We start from the raw sequence: 22,766 nt of genomic DNA on the forward strand, positions 1-22,766 counted from the left end.
CGCGGTGATGGCCGGGTGATTCCGGCCGGTGGTGTTCTCGGGGGGACACGGTTGACCGCCGAAAGCGAAACAGGGTGACGAAATGCCTGACACACTCCCCATCCCGCCGGGGTTCCTCGAGATCCTGGTCGCGCACCTGCCGTACGCGCTCGGCGACCGGATCGCCGAGGACGACGACCTCGCCGCGCTCGGGCTCGACTCGATGGGCGTCGTGCAGCTCGTCACCGACCTGGAGGAGACCTTCGGCTTCGAGCTGCCCGACGAGCTGCTCACCGAGGACACCTTCGCCACCGCGGGCACCCTGTGGGCCGCCGTCGCGGAGTTCGTCGCGCCGGAGCCCGCCGATGTCTGAGGCCGCCGCCCCGGTGCGGCTCGACCAGCTGCTCGCCCGCGGCGCGGCCGGCGCCCCGGCCGTCACCTACAAGGACCGCACGCTCACCTACGCCGAGCTGGCCGACCAGGTGCAGCGCGTCGCCGCCGGCCTGCACCGGCTCGGCGTCCGCCGCGGCGACCGGGTCGCGGTGTACGCGGAGAAACGCCTCGAGACGGTCGTCGCGCTGTTCGCCACCGCGGCCGCCGGCGCGGTCCTGGTGCCGCTGAACCCACTGTTCAAGGCCCGGCACATCGCGCACGTCGCCGCCGACTGCGCGCCGAAGGTGGTGTTCACGACCACCGAGCGGCTGGCGACGGTCCGCGAGGCGGTGCCGGGAGCGACCCCGGTCGTCGTGTTCGGCGAGCCCGCCTGGGACGCCTTGCTCGCCAACGACCCGGTCCCGGTGCCCGGCACCGTGATCGACCAGGACCCGGCCGCCATCATGTACACCTCCGGCAGCACCGGCGGTCCCAAGGGCGTCGTGCTCTCGCACCGCAACCTGCTCGCCGGCGCCGCGAGCGTCGCGGAGTACCTCGGCCACACGCGCGAAGACGTCGTGCTCGCCGCGCTGCCGCTCAGCTTCGACGCGGGCTTCAGCCAGCTCACCACCGCCTTCGCCGCCGGCGCGCACGTCGTGCTCGTGAACTACCTGCTGCCCAAGGAGATCGTCCGGCTCTGCGCCCGCCACGGCGTCACCGCGCTCACCTGCGTGCCGCCGCTGTGGCTGCAGCTGGTGACCCAGCAGTGGCCGGCCGAGGCGACCGCGCGGCTGCGCTACTTCGCCAACACCGGTGGCCGCATGCCCCGCGCCACGCTGACCCGGCTGCGCGAGATCTTCCCGGCCGCGCAACCGTTCCTGATGTACGGCCTGACCGAGGCGTTCCGCTCCACCTACCTCGACCCGGCCGAGGCGGACCGCCGTCCCGGCTCGATCGGGAAGGCGATCCCGAACGCCGAAGTGCTCGTGCTGCGCCCCGACGGCACGCCCTGCCTGCCCGGCGAGCACGGCGAGCTGGTGCACCGCGGCGCGCTCGTGGCGCTCGGCTACTGGAACGACCCGGGCCGCACCGCCGAACGCTTCCGCCCGGTGCCGGGCCCGGACGGCCTGGTGCGCCCGGAGATCGCCGTCTGGTCGGGCGACACCGTCTACCGCGACGAGGACGGCTTCCTCTACTTCGTCGGCCGGACCGACGAGATGATCAAGACGTCGGGCTACCGCGTCAGCCCCGCCGAGGTCGAGGAAGCGGCCTACGCCACGGGCCTGGTGGGGGAGGCGGCCGCGTTCGGCGTGCCGGATCCCGTGCTGGGCCAGCGGATCGTGCTGGCGGTCGCGCCGGAAGCCGACGCCGAGGCGGTTTCCCGCGCGCTGGCGAAGGAACTGCCCGCGTACATGCTGCCGCGGCGGATCGAGGCGCTGCCGAAGCTGCCCCGGTCGGTCAACGGCAAGTTCGACCGCGTCGCGTTGCGGGAGGCGCTGAGCGCGGTGCCCGCCGGCACCGAATGACGGCAGTTTCCTGCCACCGCGGGGGAGCGCCGTCCCGGCCGTCCCCGTGCGACATTGCAAGAGCCGTGAACCGCAAGGAGCGATCCCCCATGTTGCAAGCAATCGACCTCCGGAAACGCTACGACGAAGTGCAGGCCCTCGACGGCTTCAGCCTCGAGGTCGCCGCGGGCGAGATCGTCGGACTGGTCGGCCACAACGGCGCCGGCAAGACCACGTTCGTCGAAATGGTGTCCGGGCTGCTGCGCCCGGACAGCGGAACCGTGCTCGTCGACGGCGAATCGCCGACGCGCGCCCGCGACCGCATCGGCATCTCCCCGCAGCACATCGCGCTCTACCGCCCGCTGACCGTCCGCGAGCACCTGGAGCTGTACGGCCGCCTGGCCGGCCTGCGCCGGGCCGCGCTGCGCTCGGCCATCGACGACCTCACGGCCGCGCTGCGGCTGGAGAGCTTCCTGAACCGCACCTGCGGCCTGCTCTCGGGCGGCCAGCAGCGGCGGGCGCAGGCCGCGACGGCGCTGGTGCACCGGCCCGCGCTGCTGCTGCTCGACGAGCCGACCGCCGGTGCCGACCCCGAGACCCGTCAGGCGCTGCTCGACGTGGTCAAGCAACGAGCAGGCGAGGGAGCCGCAGTGGTCTACACCACCCACTACCTGACCGAACTGACCGATCTGCAGGCCACCATCGCGGTGGCCGCCGAAGGCCGGGTGATCGCGCGCGGCGGCGCCGACGAACTGCTGGCGGGCCTGCCCGGCGAGGTCCGCGTGCGCACCGCCGACGAGCAGCTGACCGTCTCGACCACCGACCCGACCGGCACGCTGCTGGAGCTGCTGCCGACGGTCGAGCGGCCGGTCGAGTCCGTCGAACTGCGCAACCCCAGCCTGGACGACCTCTACCACTCCCTGGCGGTGACCACCGATGTCGACGCGCACTGACTCCCTCTCCCGGGCCGGCGCCCTCGTCCGCTACAACGCGATCCTGCGCCTGCGCGACCCCTCGCAGCTGATCAGCTACCTGATCACGCCGATGATCTTCATGGTGCTGTTCCAGCCGCTGTACGTGAAGGCGCTGGGCACCGGCGCGGTCGAGGCGGTGACCGGGCAGCTGGTGATGTTCTCCGTGTTCGCCATGGCGATCGTGGGCAACGCGATCTTCGTCGAACGCGAGTGGCGCACCTGGGACCGGCTGCGCGCCAGCCGGGCCGCCCGCGCGGAACTGCTGATCGGCAAGGCGGTCCCGGTGTTCGTGGTGCTGCTGATCCAGCAGAGCGTGCTCATGGTGTACGGCTGGCTCGTCGTCGGGATGCCGTTCCCGGTGTCGCCCGGCCTGGTGCTCGGGGCGATGTGCCTGTGGGGCTTCATGCTGCTGGCCATGGGCGCCGCACTGTCCACTGTGGTCCGCAGCCGCGGTGACCTGATCGTCGCGGTCGACCTCGGCGCGATCACCATCAGCTCGCTCGGCGGCTCGCTGCTGCCGGTGTCGCTGATGCCGTCGTGGGCCCAGGCCATCGCGCCGTTCTCCCCGGGCTACTGGGGCCTGTCGCTGATCCGCGAGGCCGTGGCGGGCCACGCCGAGGCCATGCTGCGCCCGGGGCTGATCGTGCTCGGCATCGGCCTGGCCACCGGGGCGTTCGCCACCTACCGGCTCGCCCACGGCTGGGGCCGCAGCCACCTGCTCTGACCCCACCGGAGAAAGGACCTGCCGTGACGGAACCGGCACCCGAATCGGCCGTGGCGCTCGTCGGGATGGCGGGGCGCTTCCCGGGCGCCGCCGACGTCGAGCAGCTGCGCCGCAACCTCGCGGCCGGCGTCCCCGGCCTGCGCGAACTGACCGACGCCGAACTCGCCGCCGCGGGGGTGGACCCGGCCACCCCGGGCCACGTCCGCGTCGGCGGGCCGGTGGCGGGCGGTGTCGAGACGTTCGACGCCGCCGCCTTCGGGCTGAGCCCGCGCGAGGCGGAAACCCTGGAGCCGCACCACCGGCTGCTGCTCGAATGCTCGTGGGAGGCGCTGGAGCGGGCCGGGTACCGGCCGACCGATCCCGGCCTGCCGGTCGGGCTGTTCGCCGGCTGCGCGTTCCCCGACTACCTGACCCGCAACCTCGACGGCCTGGCCGAAGAGCCCGGCGGCAAGCCGTTGCTGTCGGCCGGGGTGGAGCGTGACTCGCTGACGTCGCTCGTCTCGTACAAGCTGGGCCTGCGCGGCCCGGCGATCACCGTGCAGACGTACTGCTCGACGTCACTGGTCGCGGTGCACCTGGCCTGCCAGAGCCTGCTGACCTACGAATGCGACCTGGCACTGGCCGGCGGGGCGGCGCTGCCGCTGCCGCAGACCGGCGGCCACCTCGCCGAAGAGGGCAGCATCCTCTCGCCCGACGGCCGGGTGCGCGCCCTCGACGCCGACGCCAACGGGACCGTGATGGGGTCCGGCGCGGCGGTCGTCGCGCTGAAGCGCCTGGAGGACGCCCTCGCCGACGGCGACGTCGTGCACGCGGTGCTCCTCGGCTCGGCGGTCAACAACGACGGCCGCGACCGCGCCGGCTACCCGGCTCCCGGCGTCGCCGGGCAGGCCGCGGTGGTCGACACCGCGCTGGCCGTGGCCGGGGTGAAGCCGGAGACGGTGGGGTACGTCGAGTGCCACGCCGTCGGCACCCCGCTGGGCGACTCGATCGAGCTGGCCGCGCTGAACCGGGTGTTCGGGCCCGGGCGGGCCGAGCCGTGCGTGCTCAGCTCGGTCAAGCCCAGCATCGGGCACCTCGACCGCGCCTCCGGCGTCACGTCGCTGATCCGGGCGGCGCTGAACCTGCGTGACGGCGTCCTGCCGGGCACGGCCGGGTTCCGCACGCCCAACCCCGCGCTCGGGGACCGGTTTACCGTGCTGCCCGCCGACGCGCCCTGGCCGGCGGACGCCCGCCCGCGGCGGGCGGGGGTCAGCTCGTTCGGGGTCGGCGGGACGAACGCGCACGTGGTCCTCGAGGAGCCGCCGGTGCGGGCGTCCCGGCCTTCGCGTGGCCCCTGGCTCCTGACCTTTTCCGCCGGTGACGCGGCCGCGCTGGACGAGGTGACCTCGCGGCTGCGCGCTCACCTGGCCGCTCATCCCGCGCTGGACCTCGGTGACGTCAGTTTCACGCTGCAGGTTTCGCGCGGGCACTTCGCGCTGCGCCGGGCGGTCGTGGTCCAGGACCACGCCGACGCGCTGGCCGCGCTCGCCGACCCCGGCCGGTGGCTCGACGGCGAGACCCGCCGCCGTGACCCGCGGTTCCGCCTGGTCGCGGGCACCGGCTCAGACTGGGCATCGACGGCCTCCGCCGCGCACCGCCTGCTGGCCGGGGCCGAAGTGCCCGCGTCGGCCGCCACCCGCGAGGGGGCGCTGTCGGCGTTGTCGGCCGGGCTGACCCGGCTGGGCGTCCGGCTGGACGAGAGCGCCACGGACACCCTGGTCGTCGACGGCGGTTCGTGCGTCCTTTCCGTCGTGGCCCGGCTGTGGCTGGCCGGTTCCACTGTGGACTGGGCCGCCCTGCACCGCGGCGAGGGGCGGCGGGTGGAGCTGCCGCCGTACCCGTTCCAGCGCAAGCGGTTCTGGGTCGATCCGGTGGCGCTCGCCCGCCCGGACGCGTACGTGCCGTCGTGGCGGCCCGACCCGCAGCCGGTGGCCGGCCTGGAGCGCCGGCTGCGGGCGGCGGGGCCGTGGCTGGTGTTCGCCGCCGATCCGGTGGGCGAGGCGCTGGCGGCCCGCATCACACTGGCGGGGGGCGAAGTGACCACCGTGCGGCCGGGAGCCGGGTTCGCGTTCCTGGACACCGGCGACTTCGTCGTCGGGCCGGGCGACCTGCCGTTGCTGCGGCAGTCGCTGGTCGTCGTCCCGCGCACGGTCGTCCACGGCTTCGCACTGGGCGGCTCGCCCGGGGACGTCGAGGCGGCGGCCGAGCTGTGGCCGGGCATGGTGACGTTGACCTCCGGTGCGGTCGGCGTGCTCGGTCCGGACCTGACCACGCCGTCCCACGCGGCGCTGACCGTGCTGACGTCCCGACATGTCGACATCGGCCCGGCGGCGGCCGTGGACCAGGTCCTGGCGGCGGTGCTGAACGCCGGAACACCGCTGGCGGTCCGGGGCGACCAGGCGTGGCGGCCGCACCACGAGCCCTGCGCGCTGGCGGGGCACGCGGAGGCCGAAGTCCACCACAACGTCCCCGACCTGGGCGGCCGCCGGGGGATCCTGCTGGTGCGGCCGGACGCGGCCGGTCGGGTCCTGGCCGCGGAGGCCCGCGTCGCCCGGCTGGCCGGGCGGGGGCGGTGGACGACCGTGGTGTCCACATCGGACCCGGGCCCGGAGGTCATCGCCGCGGTGGCGGCAGCGGAGCACCTGACCGAGGTGGTGCTGTCCGGGCTGCCGCCGGTCCGTCCGGTGCGGGCGGCGGAGGCGGTCGGATCATCGTCGGCGGTCCGGGCCCGGCCGTCGCTGGGCACGACGTTCGTGGAGCCGGAGCCGGGTCTCGAGCGCGAAGTGGCCGACCGCTGGGCGGAGGCACTGGGTTTCGAGGAGATCGGCGCCGACGACAACTTCTTCGAGCTGGGCGGCCGCTCGGCGGGGGCGGTCCGGATCGCGGCGCACTGGCAGCTGCCGGCCACGGCGGTGGTGGAGTTGCCGACGGTGCGGTTGCTCGCGGCGCGGATTGCGGAGCTGGGTTCCTGAGCCGGTTGGTGGTGTTTGTGGATTGCGGGCTCGCGCACTTTTCGCGCTGGGCGGCCGGTCCGGATCGCGGCGTACTGAAAACCTGCCGGCCACCGCGGTGGTGGTGGAGTTGCCGACGGTCCGGTTGCACGCCGGCCGGATCGCCGAGCCGGGTTCCTGAGCCGGGCGGCCGCGGCGGGGGTGGTCAGCCTTTCCGGTGCCGGGGGAGTGCCGCGGCGACCTGGACCAGCCAGGCCACGTCCGCCGGGAGGTCGGCTTCCCCGGCGTGCAGCTCGGCGTGGGTTTCGCCCGGCTCGCCGGGGGCCTGGCCGGCGCGCAACCGGCGCAGGCCGGCGGCGAGCATCGCGGCTTCGGCCTGGGCCGCCCGGCGCCGGCCGGTCAGCGTCGACTCGCTCAGTGCGCGCTGGTAGTCGGCGGCCCGGCAGTGGCCGAGCAGCGCGCGCCGGGCGTCCCAGATCTGGATGACCCGCAGGTGCAGCCGCAGGTGGCGGTGCCGCGGCGACCACCGGGAAGCCGGCAGCGGCAGGCGGACGTGCGGGAAGGCGCCGGTGAGCTCGGCCCACAACGGGTGCAGGCGCCGGTGGGCGTGGTAGGCCCACCACCAGGCCCTGACCCGGGACAGCCGCGGTCCCCAAACGGGCGCGGTCAGCCCGAACACCGACAGCGGGACGGCGACCGCGAGCAGCCGGCCGATCAGCGCACCCTCCTTCGACGCGGGCTGGTGACCGGTGGCGGCGAGCACGATGTACCCGGCGCGGAGCAGGAAGTAGAGCACGCCGGTGAGCAACCCCGCGGTGCCGGCCAGCAGTCCGCGGCGGATCCAGCGGTCGTCGACCCGGCGCGCCCACGTCCAGGACGTCCGGGCCAGGGCGGCCGCGACGATCCCGGCGTAGACCGTGAACACCGCCAGGTAGCTGCCGGCCACCGGGCCTTCGCCGTAGTGTCCCGTGTGCGCGGCGGTGAAGTCGCCGGGACCGGCGAGCACCGCCGGGACCAGCATGACCGTGACCGTCACCGCCAGCACCCAGCCCTGCCGGACGAGGTGGCGCACGGCTTCCCGCGGCTCGTGCACGAGGTGCGCGTAGGCGCAGTAACCGGCGTAGAGCCCCACGAGCGTGCAGACGTGCTGGGTGATCGCCGCGACCCGGGCCCACCGCGGGAGCGGGCGGGTGGCTTCCGCGCCGTATTCGAGCAGGCCGAGGTAGAGGCCGAACGCCAGGAACAGCGCGCTGAGCCACACGCACAGCACCGCGTCGTTGCGGGGATTGCGCAGCAGGGCGCGCAGGAACAGCAGCCACGCGGCCGTCGCGCCCGCCGCGGCGAGGACGGTGCTGTCGAGGAGGATCACCGGCGGGGCGCCCGGGTGAGCAGCGCGGCTTCGAACCGCTTGTTCGCCTCGGCGACGGCGTCCGATCGGCCCGGCCGGACGGCCCGGCGCCGGACGTCGCCGGCCCGCGAAGACATCAGCGCTGCCGCGATCTCCGCCACCCGCTCCTCGAGGGCCGGGTAACCGGCACGCCGGGCGAACCGCTGCGCGTCCCGCACCGTTTCCGGGTCCAGTTCGGTCAGTTCGTCCGCCGTCAGGTCCCCGACCGAGGTGCCGCGGTGCCCGAACAGGACGTGGGCCGCCTCGTGCAGGATCACGTGTTCCCGTTGCAGGGGCGGCAGGGTCTCGTCGACCACGATCACCAGGTCGCGGTCGCGTTCGATGACCAGCCCGCCCGCCCCGTCCCGTGGCAGCGCGGTCGCGAGCAGCGCCACGCGCTTGCCGCGCCGGAGCGCGATCTGCCCCAGCAGGGCATCGAGGTCGAACGGGACCGGCCAGGCCAGCTCGTCCAGGACGCGCTCGATCGCGCGCCGGAGGGCCGACAGGCTCGCCCCCGCGTCGCGGAGGGGATCGGTCATGGTTCGGGCGTGTCCAGCTGCTCGATCAGCCGGGCCACGGCGAGCAGGCTTTCCGGCGAAAGGCTGCCGAGACGGGCGTTGATGCCGGTGACGCCGCCCCGCTCGGCTGCTTCCTGGAGACGGCGCGCGGCGGCCAGCGACTCGAGCTGCTCGTCGGCGACCGCGGCCTTGCCGTCGTCGAGGAAGTAGGTCACCTTCACGCCGAAGAACCGGGCGAGGGCTTCGAGCGTCTCGATCTTGGGGTTCCGCTCCTGGCCGGTGCGCAGTTTCCACACGGTGGTGCGCGACTTCCCGATGTGCTCGCCGATGGCCTGGTCGGTGACGGTGTGCTCGCCGTCGCGGGCCGCCTTCATGGCGATCAGACTGGTCAGCGCCTGGTCGAGCGTGCGGCGCGGGTCGGGTTCGGCCATCGTCCACCTTGTTCAGTAAACTTTACTTGACGCTGTTGTCGGGTTCCTCCTAGTATTCCCGACGTCGCTCCCCGGTGTCCCGGGGCGGCGACGTGATGGGGGGCGACGGACGTGTGGGGGAGCACGTCCGTTCTTCATGCCGTGTCCGGCGCCCCGAGTTTCCCGATGACCCAGCGGAATGGGAGTGGATTTTCGATGTCTCGGAAAAGATCGCGGATCGCCGCGGCGGTGGCACTCTGCGCACTCGGCGTGGTGTCGTTCGCTCAGCCGGCCTCGGCGGTCCAGGGCACCCGGTGGTACGCGTCCGCGTCGAACTGCCGGACGGTGTACCTGAACTCGAAGGCGAGCTCGTACTGGGTCGCCGCCGAACTCGGGGCCGACAACCGGCGGTTGCGCGCCCGCACCAACGGCGACAACGGACTGGGAGCCTGGGAAAGGTTCGTCCTGCGCGGCGTCGGCTACGACTACACCCTGCAGTCTTCGGAAGGGAGGTACGTCTCCGCCGATCTGGGGGGAGACGGAACGCTCTACGCCCGGGCCGAGTGGCCGAACGCGTGGGAGAAGTTCAACATCTACACCTATCAAGACGTCGATGCCCACAACAGCGACATCAACATCACGTCCGCGGCGAACGGCCGGTACGTCTCGGCCGACGTCAGCGGCGACGGAACGCTCCGCGCCCGCGCCACGGCACCCGACCGGTGGGAGGGGTTCCGGATCTACCTGGTGGAAGACAACGCCTGGTCCTGCTGACGGGCTCCGCCGAGGGTGATGGGGGATGGGTGATGGGCCCGCCGCCAGGGGTATTGGCGGCGGACCCACCACGTTTCCAGGGGGTCAGTACCCCGATTCGCGATGTCCCACACGTGGGCGCAGCTTCAGGACCAAGGGCGGAGGGCGGCGGCCAGGTGGGCCAGGGTGACGTCCTCCTGCTCCAGCACCGCGAAGTGCCCGCCCGCCAGCACGTGGCCGCGGAACGGCCGGACCGTCTGGTCCCGCCAGGCCAGCACCGACTCCACGCTCGCGCGGACGTCCGAGGTGCCCGCCAGCGCCGTCACCGGCACCTCCAGCGGCGGGCCGGGAACGTAGGAGTACGTGTTCTTCACCGTCAGGTCCGCCCGGATCGGCGGCAGGATGAGCCGGAGCACGCGGGGGTCGTTGAGGAACACCTCCGGCGTTCCGCCCAGCGTGCGCAGCAGCGACACGATCTCCGCGTCGCCCATGCCCGCCACGATCGGGTCGTCGAAGGTCGGCCACTGCGGGGCCGGGCAGCCCGAGACCACCAGGTGCACCGGCAGGGGAGCGCCGCGGCGGGAGATCTCCCGCACCAGCTCGAACCCGACCAGCGCACCCAGGCTGTGGCCGTAGACCGCGTACGGCGCATCGCCGGAAGACAGCACGAAGTCCGCCAGATCGGCGACGTACGAAGACATCGCCGTGTGCGGTTCGTCCTTCTGGCGCGTCTCGCGGCCCGGCGGCTGGACCGGACACACCGTCACCCCGGGCAGCCTGCCGATCCACGCGCGGAACGCCGAGGCCGAGCCGCCCGCGTGGGGGAGGCAGTACAGCCGCACGTTCCCCGCGGTCGCGGGGAACGGCAGCCAGCGGCTCGCCACCGCCGTCGTCACGACTCCACCTCGAGCGTCACGTACGCCGGCGGCTCCTGGATCTCGGACAGGTCCGCCGCGAGCACCACGTGGGCGCCGTCCCGCGACACCTCGCGGAACCCGCTGAACGCGTAGGTGATCTGCATCATCCGGTTGCGGCCGGTCTCGACGAAGTCCGCGCGCAGCCCTGCGCCGCCGCCCGGGCCAGGCCCATCACGTGCCCGAGCAGGACCGTGCCGACCCCGCGGGACATCACCCGGCACGACATCAGCATCATGTTCAGCCGCCAGTCCGGCGTGCCCTTCTCCAGCAGCGCCAGGCCGATCTTGCCGTAGGAGCCGAACTTGTCGGTCAGCGACGCGACGAGCAGCACGTGCTCGGAAGACGAGCGCAACGCGTCCAGCTCGTCGTAGGAGTACGTGCGCCCGGTCGAGTTGAGCTGGTTGGTCCGGACCGTCAGCTCCTCCGCCCGCTGCAGGTCCTCCCGCTTGGCCGGCGCGATGGTGAACCGCAGGTCCAGGCTGGCCAGGAAGTCCTCGCCGGTGCCGGCGAAGTCCGCCTCGACGTCGTCGCGGGCGAGCTGGCTGAAGTACATCCCGCGCCGCTGCGCCGACTCGTCGGTGACGAACCGGGGCGCGAACTCCGTGCGCCGCAACACCTCGTCGGCCTCCAGGATGTCCACAGTGGTCACCTGCGGCAGCGCGAACGCCACCTCGGCCCGCTCGAACTCCTGGTCGTCGACGAACGCGAACGCGTCCAGCCGAGGGTGAGCTTCCGGGCGATCTGCCCGATCGACACCGACTTCGCGTTCCACGAGATGCGCGGGAACAGGAAGTACTCGTCCAGCCCGAACTCGCGCAGCTTCGCCATCGCGGTTTCGTGGTCGTTCTTGCTGGCGACCGAGTGCAGCACGCCCATCGCGTCGAGCCGCTTGACGTGCTCGACGACCCACGGGCGCAGCTGGACGTCGCCGTCCTCGAGCAGAACCCCGTCCCAGACGGTGTTGTCGAGGTCCCACACCACGCACTTGATCTTGCCCTGCACGGGCTTCGCCGGAGCCTGAGCGGGGACGGGGGAAAGGAGACTGGTCACGGTACCTGCTTCCGGTAGGCCTCGGCGGCGATGGTCATCCGCTGGATCTCGGTGCTGCCCTCGATGATCTCCATGACCTTCGAGTCCCGGTAGAACCGGGCCACGGGGTAGTCCCCGCTGCAGCCGTTGGCGCCGTGCACCTGCACGGCTTCCGACGCGTGCTTGGCGGCCGCGACCGAGGCGAAGTACTTCGCCACCCAGGTGGCCATGATCGTGGCCGAGTCGCCGCGGTCCTTGAGCCGGCCGGCCTCGGCCAGCAGCAGCCGGGCCGCGCGGACGTCGGTGACCATGTCCGACAGCTTCGCCTGGATCAGCGGCAGGTCCTTCAGCGGCTGCCCGCCGACGGTCCGCTTGCTCGTGTAGTCCGCGCACGCGTCGGCGCACGCCTGGATGATGCCCACCGACCCGGCCGCGACGCTGTAGCGGCCGAGGTCGAGCGTGCCGGTGAGGACCATGCCGGAGGCGAAGCCGCTCGGCCCGAGCAGCGCGTCGGCGCCGAGCCGGACGCCGTCGAAGGAGATGGACGCCAGCATCGACGAGCGCGTCCCGAGGATGTCGTCGATCGGGGTGACCGTGACGCCGGGGGTGTCGCGCGGGACGAGCAGTGCGATCGTGCTGGCCGGGCCCTTCGCGAAGACCAGGAACAGGTCCGCGCGCTGCCCGTTGGTGGTCCACTTCTTGAGGCCGTCGAGCCGCCAGCCGTCACCTTCCGGAGTGGCCGTGGTGGTGATCGCGGCCGTGTCGCTGCCCGCGCCCGGCTCGGACAGGCAGAACGCGCCCAGGACGCGTCCGCTCGTCAGTTCCGGGCCCCACCGGTGTTGCTGCGCCTCGGTGCCGAAGCGCAGCAACGCCCAGGAGAGCATGGTGTGCACGGTCAGCAGGCTGCGGACCGACGAGCAGCCGCGGCCGACCTCCTCGTGGATCTCGCCGAGGGTGACCATGTCGGTGCCGGAGCCGCCGAGCGCGGGCGGCAGGAACGGTGCCCACAGCCCGGCCTCGGCGATCTTGTCCAGCAGGTCCTCGGGGATGCGCCCGGCTTTGTCCCACGCGTCGGCGAAGGGGACGATGTGCTCGTCCACGAAGGCCCGTGCGGCCTCGCGGCCGGGCGCGCGGACCGCGGTGAGTACCTCCGTCACGGGTCAGCCCACCGTCGCGGCCGGGCGCAGGCGGCCGACCAGCTCGGTCATCGCCGCCGCGGTGCGGAAGTTGTCGATCCGCAGTTCCTCGTTGGGGATGGTGACGGCGAAGGTCTTCTCCAGGTGCATCACCAGCTCCATGGCGAACAGGGAGTTGATGTAGCCGAGCGAGAAGATGTCCTCGGTGGCGGTGATCTCGGCCTGCGGGAAGCGGCCGGTGATGAAGGCGAGGATGTCGCCGGTGGTCTCGGACATGGTCATTTCTCCTTCTGGGGTGGGGGATCAGCTGTAGGTGTAGAAGCCGCGGCCGGACTTGCGGCCGTGCAGGCCGGCGTCGGTCATCTGCTTGAGCAGCGGGCAGGGGCGGTACTTGGAGTCGGCGTAGTGCTCGTAGAGCACCTCGACGCTGTAGAGGATCGTGTCGACGCCGATCAGGTCGGCGGTCTCCAGCGGGCCCATCGGGTGGCCGAAGCAGCCGCGGAACACCTCGTCGACGGATTCGGCGGTGGCGACGCCCTCGTGCACCAGGTAGGCGGCCTCGTTGACGGTCAGCATGAGCACGCGGTTGGACACGAAGCCCGACGCGTCCTTCACGTCGACCCAGCGCTTGCCGATGCTGGTGAGCAGCTCGCGGGTGCGCAGGATGGTCTCCGGCGTGGTGTGGAAGCCGGGGATCAGCTCGACGACCGGCTTCTGCGGCACCGGGTTCATGAAGTGGACGCCGATGACCCGGCCCGGGTTCTTGCCGACCGAGGCGATCCGGGTGATCGGCACGGCCGAGGTGTTGGCGATGATCACCGTGTCCGGGCCGCAGACCTCGTCGAGCTCGGCGTGCACCGCGGCTTTGATGTCCCAGTCCTCGGTGACGTTCTCGACGAGGATCTCGGTCTTGTCCAGTGCGGCCAGGCCGACCGCGGTGGTGATCCGGGCGAGGATCTCGTCCGCGTCGAGTGCGGGGCCGCCCATCAGCCGGCTGAGCCGGCAGTTGCGCGTGATCGCGGCGCGGGCCTCTTCGAGGATCCGCTCGTCCTTGTCGACCAGGACGACTTCGTGGCCGGCGGCGGCGAAGTCCTGGGCGACGCCGATGCCCATGACGCCGGCGCCCACCACTCCCGTGACTGCCATGACTGTTCCCTTTCTGTGGAAGGACTTCTGGTTCAGGCCCGGCGCCGTCGGGCGGCCGCGGCCTTGATGCCGGAGCGGCGCAGCTGTCCCTGCGCGGCGCTGTCGGGTGCGGGTTCGGGGGTCCCGGGGTCGCCGGCGGCGATCTTCGCGAGCGCGGCGACGGTCGGGGCCTCGTGGATGATGTGCGGCGGCAGTTCGGCGTCCGGGAAGCTGCTGCGCAGCGTCGCCAGCAGCGAGATGCCGAGCAGCGACGTGCCGCCGAGTTCGAAGAAGTTGTCGGACGCGCCGACCCGGTCCAGGCGCAGTGCTTCGCACCACGCCTCGGCCACCGTGCGCTCGGCGTCGCCTTCGGGCTCCTGGAACGGTGTGACCAGTTCCGGCCGCGGGTGCCGGTCGGCCGTCGAGCCGCCGTTCGCCGCCGAGGTGACGGCGTCGACGCTGAACCGGGCGGCCACCGCCGTCACCGCGTCCAAGTCCTGGGTGGAGATCACGACGTGGGGTTCGCCCGAGGCCAGCGCCCGCAGCAGCGTGCGCCAGCCCTGCTCGAAGTCGATGCCGAACTTGGCGCGGTGCTCGCGGAAGTAGGTCTGGATGTCCTCCTCGTACCCGGAAAGCCCGTCGTCCCAAGCGTTCCAGGTCCATTCGCCCCAAGAGATCGACACCGTGCGGCCACCGTGGGAGGCGGCGTAGGCGTCGAGCCACGCGTTGCCGGCGCAGTAGTCGACCTGGCCAGGGCCACCGCCGGTGACCGACGTGATCGAGGAGAACAGCGCGACGAAGTCGAGGTCCAGGCCGTCGGTGGCCGCGCTGAGCGCCCGGGAGCCGGGCAGCTTCGGCGCCAGGACCTGGTCGGCGTCGCCGGGCTGCTTGAACTGCATCAGCCCGGTACCCGGCACGCCCGCGGTGTGCAGGATGCCGTGCAGCGCCCCGAACTTCTCGACGGCCACGGCGACCGCGCGCCGGACGTCGGCCTCCTCGGCGACATCGCCTTCGACGACCACGACTTCACCGCCGAGGGCCTCGATCTCCTGCACTCGGGCGACGCGGTCGCGGATCGTGCCGGGCACCTCGTCGGTGCCGTCGGCGATCCCGGCCCAGCGCTCGCGCGGCGGCAGGCCGCGGCGGCCGAACAGCACGAGCTTCGCGTGGCTGTCGCGGGCCAGCCGCTCGGCCATCGCCAGCCCGATCCCGCCGAGGCCGCCGGTGATCAGGTAGACGCCCTGATCCCGCAGCACGCTCGCCGCCTGCTCGATCGGCTGCGGCGTCAGAACTTCGTAGCCGGGCAGCCAGCGCCGCGACCCGCGCAGCGCGACCGTGCGGCCGGGCGCCGGGCGGTGCAGTTCGGCGACCACGGCGGCGGCACCGGCGGCCGCGTCGACATCGATGAGTCGCGTTCGGACACCGGGGTACTCCATCGGGATCACCAGGTTCGGCCCGGTGAGCGTGGCCGCGTCGGGCCGCAGCTCGCCGTCGTGCAGGACGCGCTGGGTGCCGGTGGCGGCCAGGTCCAGTGTCCAGCCGCCGAGGCCCAGCTCGCCGGCCGCGCGGGCCAGTGCGACGAGCGTGTGCAGGCCGAGCAGCAGGGAGTCGTCGTCGAGGTTCCACAGGTGGACGACCCGGTCGAGGCGGGTGCCGCCGCGCTTGAGGTCGCGCAGCAGCTGCAGCAGGTCGTCGACGTCGCCGGGGCGGACGGTGGCGTCCGGGCCCGGCCGGTACCCCGCGCCCGGCCGGACCACGGTCACCGGGTCGCCGGTGCGGCGGATCCCGTCGAGGACGTCTTCGGCGAGGCCGGGACGGGCGAACACGAGCCAGGACGCGGGCTGCGGCGCGACGGGCGCGGCCGAGGTCTGGCGCCAGGTGGGCAGGCTGATCCACTGGTCCTCGGGCAGCAGCGGGATCCGGTCGAACTCCTCCAGCGGCCCGTCCGCGGGCGTCTCGACCCGGGCCGTCCCGGTGGCCGGCTTCGCCTCGATCCAGTAGCGCTGCCGCTGGAAGGGGTAGGTCGGCAGCGGCACCCGGCCCGGGGCGGTGCCGCGGTAGACCGGCGTCGCCGTGCCGCGGCCGTGGTAGGCCGACCAGTCGAAGGCCGCGCCGAGCAGCCACAGCCGGGCCAGGCCGTCGGTGAGCACCTCGTCGGCAGGCCGCGGGTCGTCGGCGGCGGGCAGGGTGGCGGTGATCATCGGCCAGCGGCTCGCCGGGCTGAGCCCGCGCAGCAGCGCGCCGAGCGAGGGGCCGGGGCCGATCTCGACGACGGCCAGGTGCTCGTCGGCCAGCAGCGCGGTGGCCGCGTCGGCGAACCGGACGGTCTCGCACATGTGCCGGGCCCAGTACCCCGGGTCGGTGACGAGGTCCGCGGTCGCCGGGGCGCCGGTGACGTTGGACAGGTAGGGCAGCTCGGGGGCGTTCAGCGTGACGTTCGCGGCGATCCACGCGGTCAGCCCGGCCGCGGCCGGGGCCAGCATCCGCGAGTGGAACGCGTGGCTGGTGCGCAGCGGACGGCACGGGACGTCCGCGGCCCGCAGGTCCTGCGCGAGCCGCTCGACCGCCGTGGTCTCCCCGGCCACCACGACCAGCTCCGGGCCGTTCACCGCGGCGATGTCGAGGCCCGTCAGGTCGAACCGCGTCTCGAGCTCGGTGAGCGACAGCGGCACGGCCGCCATCCCCCCGCCGGGCAGGGTGGCGATGAGCTCCGCGCGCTTGGCGACCAGCGCCAGGGCGTCCGGCAGGGACAGCACCCCGGCCAGGCAGGCGGCGACGTACTCGCCGAGGCTGTAGCCGAGCATCGCGGACGGTTTCAGCCCCCAGTCCACCAGCGTCCGGGCCAGGGCGTAGTCCACGGCGAACAGCAGCGGCTGCGCGAGTTCGGTCCGCTGCAGCCGGGCGGCGCGGGGGTCTTCGTCGCCGGTGCGGCCCAGCAGCGCGGCCAGGCTCGGGCCGCCGCCGCGCTCGCCGGTGACGAGGTCGCCGTCGGCGTCGAGGTGCGCCAGGCACTCGTCGAGGTGGGCGCGGAACACCGGCTCGCGCCGGTACAGCTCGCCCACCAGGCCGGGGTACTGCTCGCCGACGCCGGCGAAGAGGAACGCCACCGGCCGGTCCTGCACCGGCTCGACGCGGGTCGCGGGAGCACTCAGCGCGGTGACCGCACTGTCCACATCGGACGCGACGACGGCGCGCCGGTGTTCGAACGTCTTGCGCCCCTCCTGGAGCGTGAAGGCGACGTCGGCCAGCCGCGCGTCCGGGTGCCCGGCGAGGTGCTCGCCGAGGCGCCGGGCCGCGGCGTCGGCCGCGTCGGCGGTGCGGGCCGAGACCGGCAGCACCTGGTAGCGACGCTCGGTGTCCGGGTCACCCGGTGGCAGCGCGGGCCGGTCCGGCGGCTGCTCGACGACGACGTGCACGTTGGTCCCTCCCATGCCCAGCGAGTTGAGCCCGGCGATCCGCGGGCGGCCGCCGCCGGTGTTCCACGGCGCGAGCTCGGCCGCGACCCGGAACGGGCTGTGCTCGAAGTCGATCTCCGGGTTCGGCGCGGTGTAGTGCAGCGTCGGCGGGATCAGGCCCTCGCGGACCACCAGCGACGCCTTGATCAGCCCGGCCGTGCCCGCGGCGCGGTCGAGGTGCCCGACGTTCGGCTTCACCGACCCCAGCGCGCAGTACTGCTTCTCGGCCGTGTCGCCGAACGCGCGGGTCAGCGCGGCGACCTCGATCGGGTCGCCCAGCTCGGTCGCGGTGCCGTGGGCCTCGACGTACCCGACGTCCTCGGCCGCGACGCGGGCGTCGGCCATCGCGTCGGCGATCACCCGCGACTGCCCGCCCACGCTCGGCGCGGTGTAGCCGACCTTGAGGGCACCGTCGTTGTTCATCGCCGAGCCGCGGATCACCGACCAGATGTGGTCGCCGTCGCGCAGGGCGGCACCCAGCTTCTTGAGGACGACGACGGTGGCGCCGTCGCCGAACATGCTGCCGTGGGCCTGGGCGTCGAAGGTGCGCACGTGCCCGTCCGGTGACTCCTGGCCGCCGGGGGAGTGCAGGTGCCCGATCCGGTCCGGCACGCGCACCGAGACCCCGCCGGCCAGCGCCATCTCGCAGTCGCCTGCCCGCAGGCTGCGCATCGCGGTGTGCACCGCGACCAGCGACGTCGAGCAGAACGTCTGCACCGCCATGCTCGGGCCGCGCAGGTCGAACAGGTAGGACACGGTGGTGGTGAGCGCGTCCTTGTCGTTGCCCATCACCAGCTCGTAGATGCTGGCGTCGGCGTCGGAGGTGAACTGCCCGGCGATGCCGAGCAGGTACGTCGAGAGGTTGCAGCCGCCGAACACGCCGACCCGGCCGCGTTCGCCGGGCTTCGCGTACCCGGCCCCTTCCAGGGCTTCCCAGCAGACCTCGAGGAACAGCCGCTGCTGCGGGTCGGTCAGCGCGGCCATCCGCGGGCTGAGGCCGAAGAACGCGGCGTCGAAGCCGGTGACGTCGTCGAGCACCGGCCGCGCCGGCACGTAGGCCGGGTCGCGGACCTGCGCCGGGTCGACGCCGGCCGCGATCAGCTCGTCGGGCGTGAAGAACGTGATCGACTCGACGCCGTCGCAGAGGTTGCGCCAGAACTCGTCGATCGTGCCCGCGCCGGGGAACCGGCCGGCCATGCCGACGATGGCGATGTGCCGGTCCAGCTCGTCGTCGTCCGGGTCCGCCGCGACGACCGGCGCGGCCGGGGCCACGACCCGCGCCGGGGCCTGCTCGTCGAGGGTGGCGGCGAGCGCCTGCACGGTGGGCAGCTCGAAGAGCGTGACGGTCGGGATGGCGACTCCGAAGCGCTCCTTGACCAGGGCGAGCATCTGCAGGGCGAGCAGCGAGTTGCCGTTGAGGTCGAAGAAGTTGTCCCGGGTGCCGACCGGTTCGACACCGAGCACGGACGACCAGACCTCGGCCAGGCCGCGTTCGGTGGCGCTCATCGGCGGGACGTAGGGCTGGGGCAGGTCGGGGCGGGGGAAGCGGTCGGCGGTGGTCGCGGTGGGCTTCGCGGCACCGGGCAGCCGGTCGTCGAGCCCGCCGGCGGCAACGACCACGACGGGGCCGCCGAGGCGGTCGAACGCGGCCAGTGCTTGGGCGCGGGTCATGGCGTGCTGGGCCATCGAGGCGCCGAGCCGGGCGTCGAGCCGGTCCAGGGTGCCGGGCCAGGTGTCCCAGGCAGCGGCGAGCCAGCCGGGACGGCCGTGGGCTTCGGCGAGCAGCGCGGCGTTGGCGGCGGCGTAGCTGCCGAAGGTGACCCCGCCGAGCAGCGCCGAGGTCGAGGAGAACAGCACTGTCCACTCAGGACGCTCGGGAAGCTCGTCCAGGGCCGCGGCCAGCACGCGGGCGCCACCGACCTTGGCGGCGAAGTGCCGGGCGATCGTGGCTTCGTCCACTTCGGACAGCGCGCGGAACCCGGCGGGGCCGGAGTCGGCGGCGGCGTGCACGATGCCGTCGAAGCGGTGTTCGGCGAGCAGGGCGCGCACGGCGGCGGGGTCGGTGATGTCCACTCTCGGGGTGTGGACTTCGGCACCGAGGGCACGCAGCCGCGCGACGGCGGCTTCGGTGCCCCCGCTGCGGCTGACCAGCACGAGGCGGCGGGCGCCGCGGGTGGCGAGGTGCTCGGCGACGGTGAGGCCGACGCTGCCGAGGCCGCCGGTGACGAGGTAGCTGCCGCCTTCGCGGACCGCGAGCGGGGCGGCGGGTGCGGCGGGCCGGTGGCCGGGAACGAGCCGCTCGTCGCCGCGGTAGGCGACCAGCGGAGTGCCGGGCGAGCGCAACTCCGCGGCCAGCACGGCGGCGGCTTCGGCCGCGGTGTGGGCCGCGTCGAGGTCGACGGTGCCCGCGTCGAGGTTCAGGTGCTCCTGGTTCGCGACGACCGGCAGCACGGCCACCGCGGCTTGGGCGGGGCGGACCGAGCCGCCCCCGGTCGCCTGCCCGGCGCGGGTGGCGACGAGGACCCGGACCGCGCGCGAGCCGTCACCCGCCGCCGTCGCCAGGGTCCGGGCCACCGCGTGCACCGCGGCCACGTCGTCGTCGAGGTCGAGCACCGACAGGTCGACGATCGTGTCCGCGTCGGCGGCCTCGGCCACCTCCCCGAGCAGGGCGCCCAGCGCCGCGGCCACCCCGCCGGTGTCCGGCAGGATCGCCACCCGGCCGGTGGTTCCGGCGTCGGTGGCGGGCTGCGGCCGCCACGACGGCGTCAGCAGCTGCACGTGCTCGTCGGGCTCGGCGGCCAGCCGCGGGACCTCCGGGGCGACCGTGCCCGGCGCGTCGATCCAGTAGCGCGAGCGCTGGAACGGGTAGCCGGGCAGGCCGACCCGCCGGGCCCCGCGGCCGCCGCGGACGCCGGTCCAGTCGAGGTCGACGCCGGCCAGCCACAGCCGTCCGGCCGCCTCGGCGACGGCGACGGCCGCCGGGGCCGGGTCGTCGGCGCCCGGCAGCGTCGGGATCACCGAGGCCCAGCGCTTCGGCGCGCACGCCCGGTGCCCGCGGACCATCGCGCCCAGCGAGCGGCCCGGGCCCAGCTCCAGCAGCACGGTGTCCTCGTCGGCCAGCAGGGTGGCCAGCGCGTCGTCGAACCGGACGGGCGCGCACATGTGCTCCGCCCAGTACGCCGGGTCGGGTGCTTCGGTGACCAGCGCACCGGTCACGTTGGAGACGTACGGGATCGTGGGCGCGTCGAGGGTCACGTTCGCGGTGACCCAGGCGGTCAGCTCGTCCCGCAGCGGCGCGAGCTGCCGGGAGTGGAAGGCGTGCGTGGTGGCCAGGGGACGGCACGGCACGTCCTCGGCGGCCAGGGAAGCGCGGAGTGCGGCGACCGCCTCGGCGGTGCCGGAGACGACGGTCAGCTGCGGGCCGTTCAGCGCGGCGATGTCGAGGTCGGTGCCGGCGATCCGGGCGCGCACGTCGGCTTCGGGCAGCGGCACGGCGGCCATCGCGCCGCCGGGCAGCGCGGCCATCAGCTTCGCGCGGTGCGTCACCAGCGCCAAGGCGTCCTCGAGCGAGAGCACCCCGGCCAGGCACGCGGCGACGTACTCGCCGAGGCTGTAGCCGGCCAGCACGGACGGCTCGACGCCCCACGAGCGCACGAGCTGCGCCAGCGCGTACTCGACGGCGAACAGCGCCGGGTGCAGGACCTCGGTGCGGTCGCCCGCGCGCTCGCCGCCGCCGGTGCGTCCCAGCAGGGCGGCCAGCCCACCCGGGGCTTCGCGCTCGCCGAGCATCCCGGCCAGGACGTCCGTGTCCAGCAGCGCCCGGCAGCGGTCCAGCTCGGCCCGGAACACCGGCGCCGTCGCGTACAGCTCGGCGGCCAGGCCCGGGTACTGCTCGCCGGTGCCCGCGAGGAGGAACCCGACGCGGCGGCCGGTGCCGGCGTCGCTCGAGGCCGAGACTTCGCCCGCGGCCAGCAGCCGGGCCGCGTCCTCGGCCGAACCGGAGACCAGCATCCGGCGGTGCCCGAACGTCGTCCGTCCACTCTGGAGGGTGTGGGCGACGTCGGCGAGTGCGTCCCCGGAGGTCTCCAGGTGTGCGGCGAGGTTCGCGGTGGCCGCGTCGGCCGCGGCGGCCGAGCGGGCCGACCAGACCAGCAGCTCCGGCCCGGCCGTTGCGGTGGGCACCGGCAGCGGCGCCTCCTCCAGCACGACGTGGGCGTTCGTGCCGCCGATGCCGAACGCGCTGACCCCGGCCCGGCGCGGGGTGTCCGTGCGCGGCCACGGCGTGCGCTCGGTGACCACGGTCAGCTCGGCGTCACCCGCGGTGAGCTGCGGGTTCGGCGTGCCGAGGTTGCGGGTCGGCGGGATCTCCTCGTGGTGCAGCGCGAGCGCGGCCTTGATCAGGTTCGTCACGCCGGCGGCGCGGTCGAGGTGCCCGACGTTGGTCTTCACCGAGCCGATCCGCACCGACCGGCCCGCGAAGACCTGCTGCAGCGCGGCGATTTCGGCGGCGTCGCCGAGCGCGGTGCCGGTGCCGTGCGCCTCGACGTACCCGATGTCCGCCGGCTCCAGCCCGGCCGCGGCCAGCGCCTCGGCGATCACCGTGGCCTGGCCCTCGACGCCGGGCGCGGTGAAGCCGACCTTGCGGCCGGCGTCGTTGTTGACCGCCCAGCCGCGCAGCACCGCGTACACCCGGTCGCCGTCGGCGAGCGCGTCCTCCAGCCGGCGCAGCGCGACCACGCCGACGCCGCCGCCGAGCGGGGCGCCCAGGCCCGCGGCGTCGAACGCGCGGCACTCGCCGTCCGGCGGCGCGATGCCGCCCTGCTGGTAGAGGTAGCCGACGCGGTGCGGCACGCCGATCGACACGCCACCGGCCAGTGCGACGTCGCATTCGAAGTTCGCCAGGCTGCTCGCCGCGACGCAGACCGCGACCAGCGACGTCGAGCAGGCGCTCTGGATGCTGAACGCGGGCCCGGACAGGCCGAGGGTGTGCGAGACCCGGGTGGCCAGGGTGTCCTTGTCGTTGCCGAGGGCGATCGCGATCTCGCCCATCTCACCGGCGGCGTTCGCCGGGGTGAGGTTGTGGGTCAGGTAGGTGCTCCACGCGCAGCCGGCGAACACGCCGATCGCGCCGTCGAACCGCGCCGGGTCGCAGGCCGCGTCCTCCAGCGCGTGCTGGCTGTGCTCGAGGAAGAGCCGGTGCTGCGGGTCGAGGATCTGGGCTTCCTTCGGGTTGATGCCGAAGAAGCCCGCGTCGAAGTCCTCGACGCCGCGGACGACGGCGCCCGCCTTGACGTAGGCCGGGTCGCCGAGCCGGTCGGCGGGCACGCCGGCCTTCAGGAGCTCGTCGTCGGTGAAGCGGGTGATGCCGGAGCGGCCGGCGCGGACGGTCTCCCACAGCGCGCCGACGTCGTCGGCGCCCGGGAAGCGGCCGGCCATGCCGACCACGGCGATGTCCGTGGGCGAGATTTCGCTGCTGTCGGTCACGGTGTCCC

At 73.9% G+C, this 22,766-nt stretch carries 17 protein-coding genes; 6 read left to right on the forward strand and 11 right to left on the reverse strand.

Annotation, left to right across the window (positions count from 1 at the left end):
• The first annotated feature begins 82 nt into the window (after nucleotides 1-82).
• The 5 genes from HUT10_RS43895 (at nucleotide 83) to HUT10_RS50155 (ending at nucleotide 6,565) form a co-directional block, all read left to right on the forward strand.
• Entirely contained in the window at nucleotides 83-352 is a 270-nt protein-coding gene (locus tag HUT10_RS43895; protein ID WP_176176613.1) for a phosphopantetheine-binding protein, read from the forward strand.
• Nucleotides 345-1,877 (forward strand): acyl-CoA ligase (AMP-forming), exosortase A system-associated, encoded by a 1,533-nt coding sequence (locus tag HUT10_RS43900; protein WP_176176614.1) that lies wholly within the window; start codon nucleotides 345-347, stop codon nucleotides 1,875-1,877. The genes HUT10_RS43895 and HUT10_RS43900 overlap by 8 nt, the downstream gene beginning before the upstream one ends.
• A gap of 89 nt (nucleotides 1,878-1,966) precedes the next feature.
• Entirely contained in the window at nucleotides 1,967-2,809 is an 843-nt protein-coding gene (locus HUT10_RS43905; RefSeq protein ID WP_176176615.1) for an ABC transporter ATP-binding protein, read from the forward strand.
• Nucleotides 2,793-3,554 carry an ABC transporter permease gene (locus tag HUT10_RS43910; protein ID WP_176176616.1) on the forward strand — a complete coding sequence of 254 codons (762 nt, stop codon included), beginning with the start codon at nucleotides 2,793-2,795 and terminating at the stop codon, nucleotides 3,552-3,554. The genes HUT10_RS43905 and HUT10_RS43910 overlap by 17 nt, the downstream gene beginning before the upstream one ends.
• A gap of 23 nt (nucleotides 3,555-3,577) precedes the next feature.
• The gene (locus tag HUT10_RS50155) at nucleotides 3,578-6,565 is read left to right on the forward strand and encodes a polyketide synthase (RefSeq protein WP_217709693.1); all 2,988 of its coding nucleotides are present in this window, start codon (nucleotides 3,578-3,580) and stop codon (nucleotides 6,563-6,565) included.
• 184 nt (nucleotides 6,566-6,749) lie between these two features.
• On the opposite strand, the gene HUT10_RS43920 is transcribed toward HUT10_RS50155, so the two are convergent.
• The 3 genes from HUT10_RS43920 to HUT10_RS43930 are packed head-to-tail and all read right to left on the reverse strand — an operon-like array spanning nucleotide 6,750 to nucleotide 8,880.
• Nucleotides 6,750-7,913: an MAB_1171c family putative transporter gene (locus HUT10_RS43920; protein WP_176176617.1), complete on the reverse strand. Its 1,164-nt coding sequence runs from the start codon at nucleotides 7,911-7,913 to the stop codon at nucleotides 6,750-6,752.
• Complete coding sequence (locus tag HUT10_RS43925; RefSeq protein WP_176176618.1) at nucleotides 7,910-8,470, reverse strand: ImmA/IrrE family metallo-endopeptidase; 561 nt, start codon at nucleotides 8,468-8,470, stop codon at nucleotides 7,910-7,912. Before HUT10_RS43925 ends, HUT10_RS43920 begins: the two co-directional genes overlap by 4 nt.
• The gene (locus HUT10_RS43930) at nucleotides 8,467-8,880 is read right to left on the reverse strand and encodes a helix-turn-helix domain-containing protein (RefSeq protein ID WP_176176619.1); all 414 of its coding nucleotides are present in this window, start codon (nucleotides 8,878-8,880) and stop codon (nucleotides 8,467-8,469) included. Before HUT10_RS43930 ends, HUT10_RS43925 begins: the two co-directional genes overlap by 4 nt.
• A 195-nt stretch (nucleotides 8,881-9,075) precedes the next feature.
• Between HUT10_RS43930 and HUT10_RS43935 the strand changes: the two genes are divergently transcribed.
• Nucleotides 9,076-9,633: a hypothetical protein gene (locus HUT10_RS43935; RefSeq protein WP_176176620.1), complete on the forward strand. Its 558-nt coding sequence runs from the start codon at nucleotides 9,076-9,078 to the stop codon at nucleotides 9,631-9,633.
• A 125-nt stretch (nucleotides 9,634-9,758) separates the two neighbouring features.
• On the opposite strand, the gene HUT10_RS43940 is transcribed toward HUT10_RS43935, so the two are convergent.
• The 8 genes from HUT10_RS43940 to HUT10_RS43965 are packed head-to-tail and all read right to left on the reverse strand — an operon-like array spanning nucleotide 9,759 to nucleotide 22,758.
• On the reverse strand, nucleotides 9,759-10,508 hold the full coding sequence (locus HUT10_RS43940; RefSeq protein WP_176176621.1) for a thioesterase II family protein: 750 nt from the start codon (nucleotides 10,506-10,508) through the stop codon (nucleotides 9,759-9,761).
• A complete protein-coding gene (locus tag HUT10_RS51955) occupies nucleotides 10,505-10,633 on the reverse strand; it encodes a hypothetical protein (protein WP_303247008.1) in 129 nt (42 codons plus the stop codon). Before HUT10_RS51955 ends, HUT10_RS43940 begins: the two co-directional genes overlap by 4 nt.
• The gene (locus HUT10_RS51505; protein WP_254897282.1) at nucleotides 10,633-11,199 is read right to left on the reverse strand and encodes a hypothetical protein; all 567 of its coding nucleotides are present in this window, start codon (nucleotides 11,197-11,199) and stop codon (nucleotides 10,633-10,635) included. Before HUT10_RS51505 ends, HUT10_RS51955 begins: the two co-directional genes overlap by 1 nt.
• Nucleotides 11,175-11,579, reverse strand: coding sequence for an HAD-IIIC family phosphatase (locus tag HUT10_RS51510; protein ID WP_254897283.1), 405 nt, complete (start codon nucleotides 11,577-11,579; stop codon nucleotides 11,175-11,177). Before HUT10_RS51510 ends, HUT10_RS51505 begins: the two co-directional genes overlap by 25 nt.
• Nucleotides 11,576-12,715, reverse strand: coding sequence for an acyl-CoA dehydrogenase family protein (locus tag HUT10_RS43950; RefSeq protein ID WP_176176622.1), 1,140 nt, complete (start codon nucleotides 12,713-12,715; stop codon nucleotides 11,576-11,578). The genes HUT10_RS51510 and HUT10_RS43950 overlap by 4 nt, the downstream gene beginning before the upstream one ends.
• Nucleotides 12,716-12,718: 3 nt before the next feature.
• On the reverse strand, nucleotides 12,719-12,970 hold the full coding sequence (locus tag HUT10_RS43955) for an acyl carrier protein (protein ID WP_003066161.1): 252 nt from the start codon (nucleotides 12,968-12,970) through the stop codon (nucleotides 12,719-12,721).
• A gap of 27 nt (nucleotides 12,971-12,997) precedes the next feature.
• The gene (locus tag HUT10_RS43960; protein WP_176176623.1) at nucleotides 12,998-13,840 is read right to left on the reverse strand and encodes a 3-hydroxyacyl-CoA dehydrogenase family protein; all 843 of its coding nucleotides are present in this window, start codon (nucleotides 13,838-13,840) and stop codon (nucleotides 12,998-13,000) included.
• A 32-nt stretch (nucleotides 13,841-13,872) separates the two neighbouring features.
• Nucleotides 13,873-22,758, reverse strand: a complete 8,886-nt coding sequence (locus HUT10_RS43965) for a type I polyketide synthase (protein ID WP_176176624.1) — start codon at nucleotides 22,756-22,758, stop codon at nucleotides 13,873-13,875.
• Nucleotides 22,759-22,766 lie beyond the last annotated feature (8 nt).

The sequence above is a fragment of the Amycolatopsis sp. Hca4 genome (assembly GCF_013364075.1).
Classification (GTDB): Bacteria; Actinomycetota; Actinomycetes; order Mycobacteriales; family Pseudonocardiaceae; genus Amycolatopsis.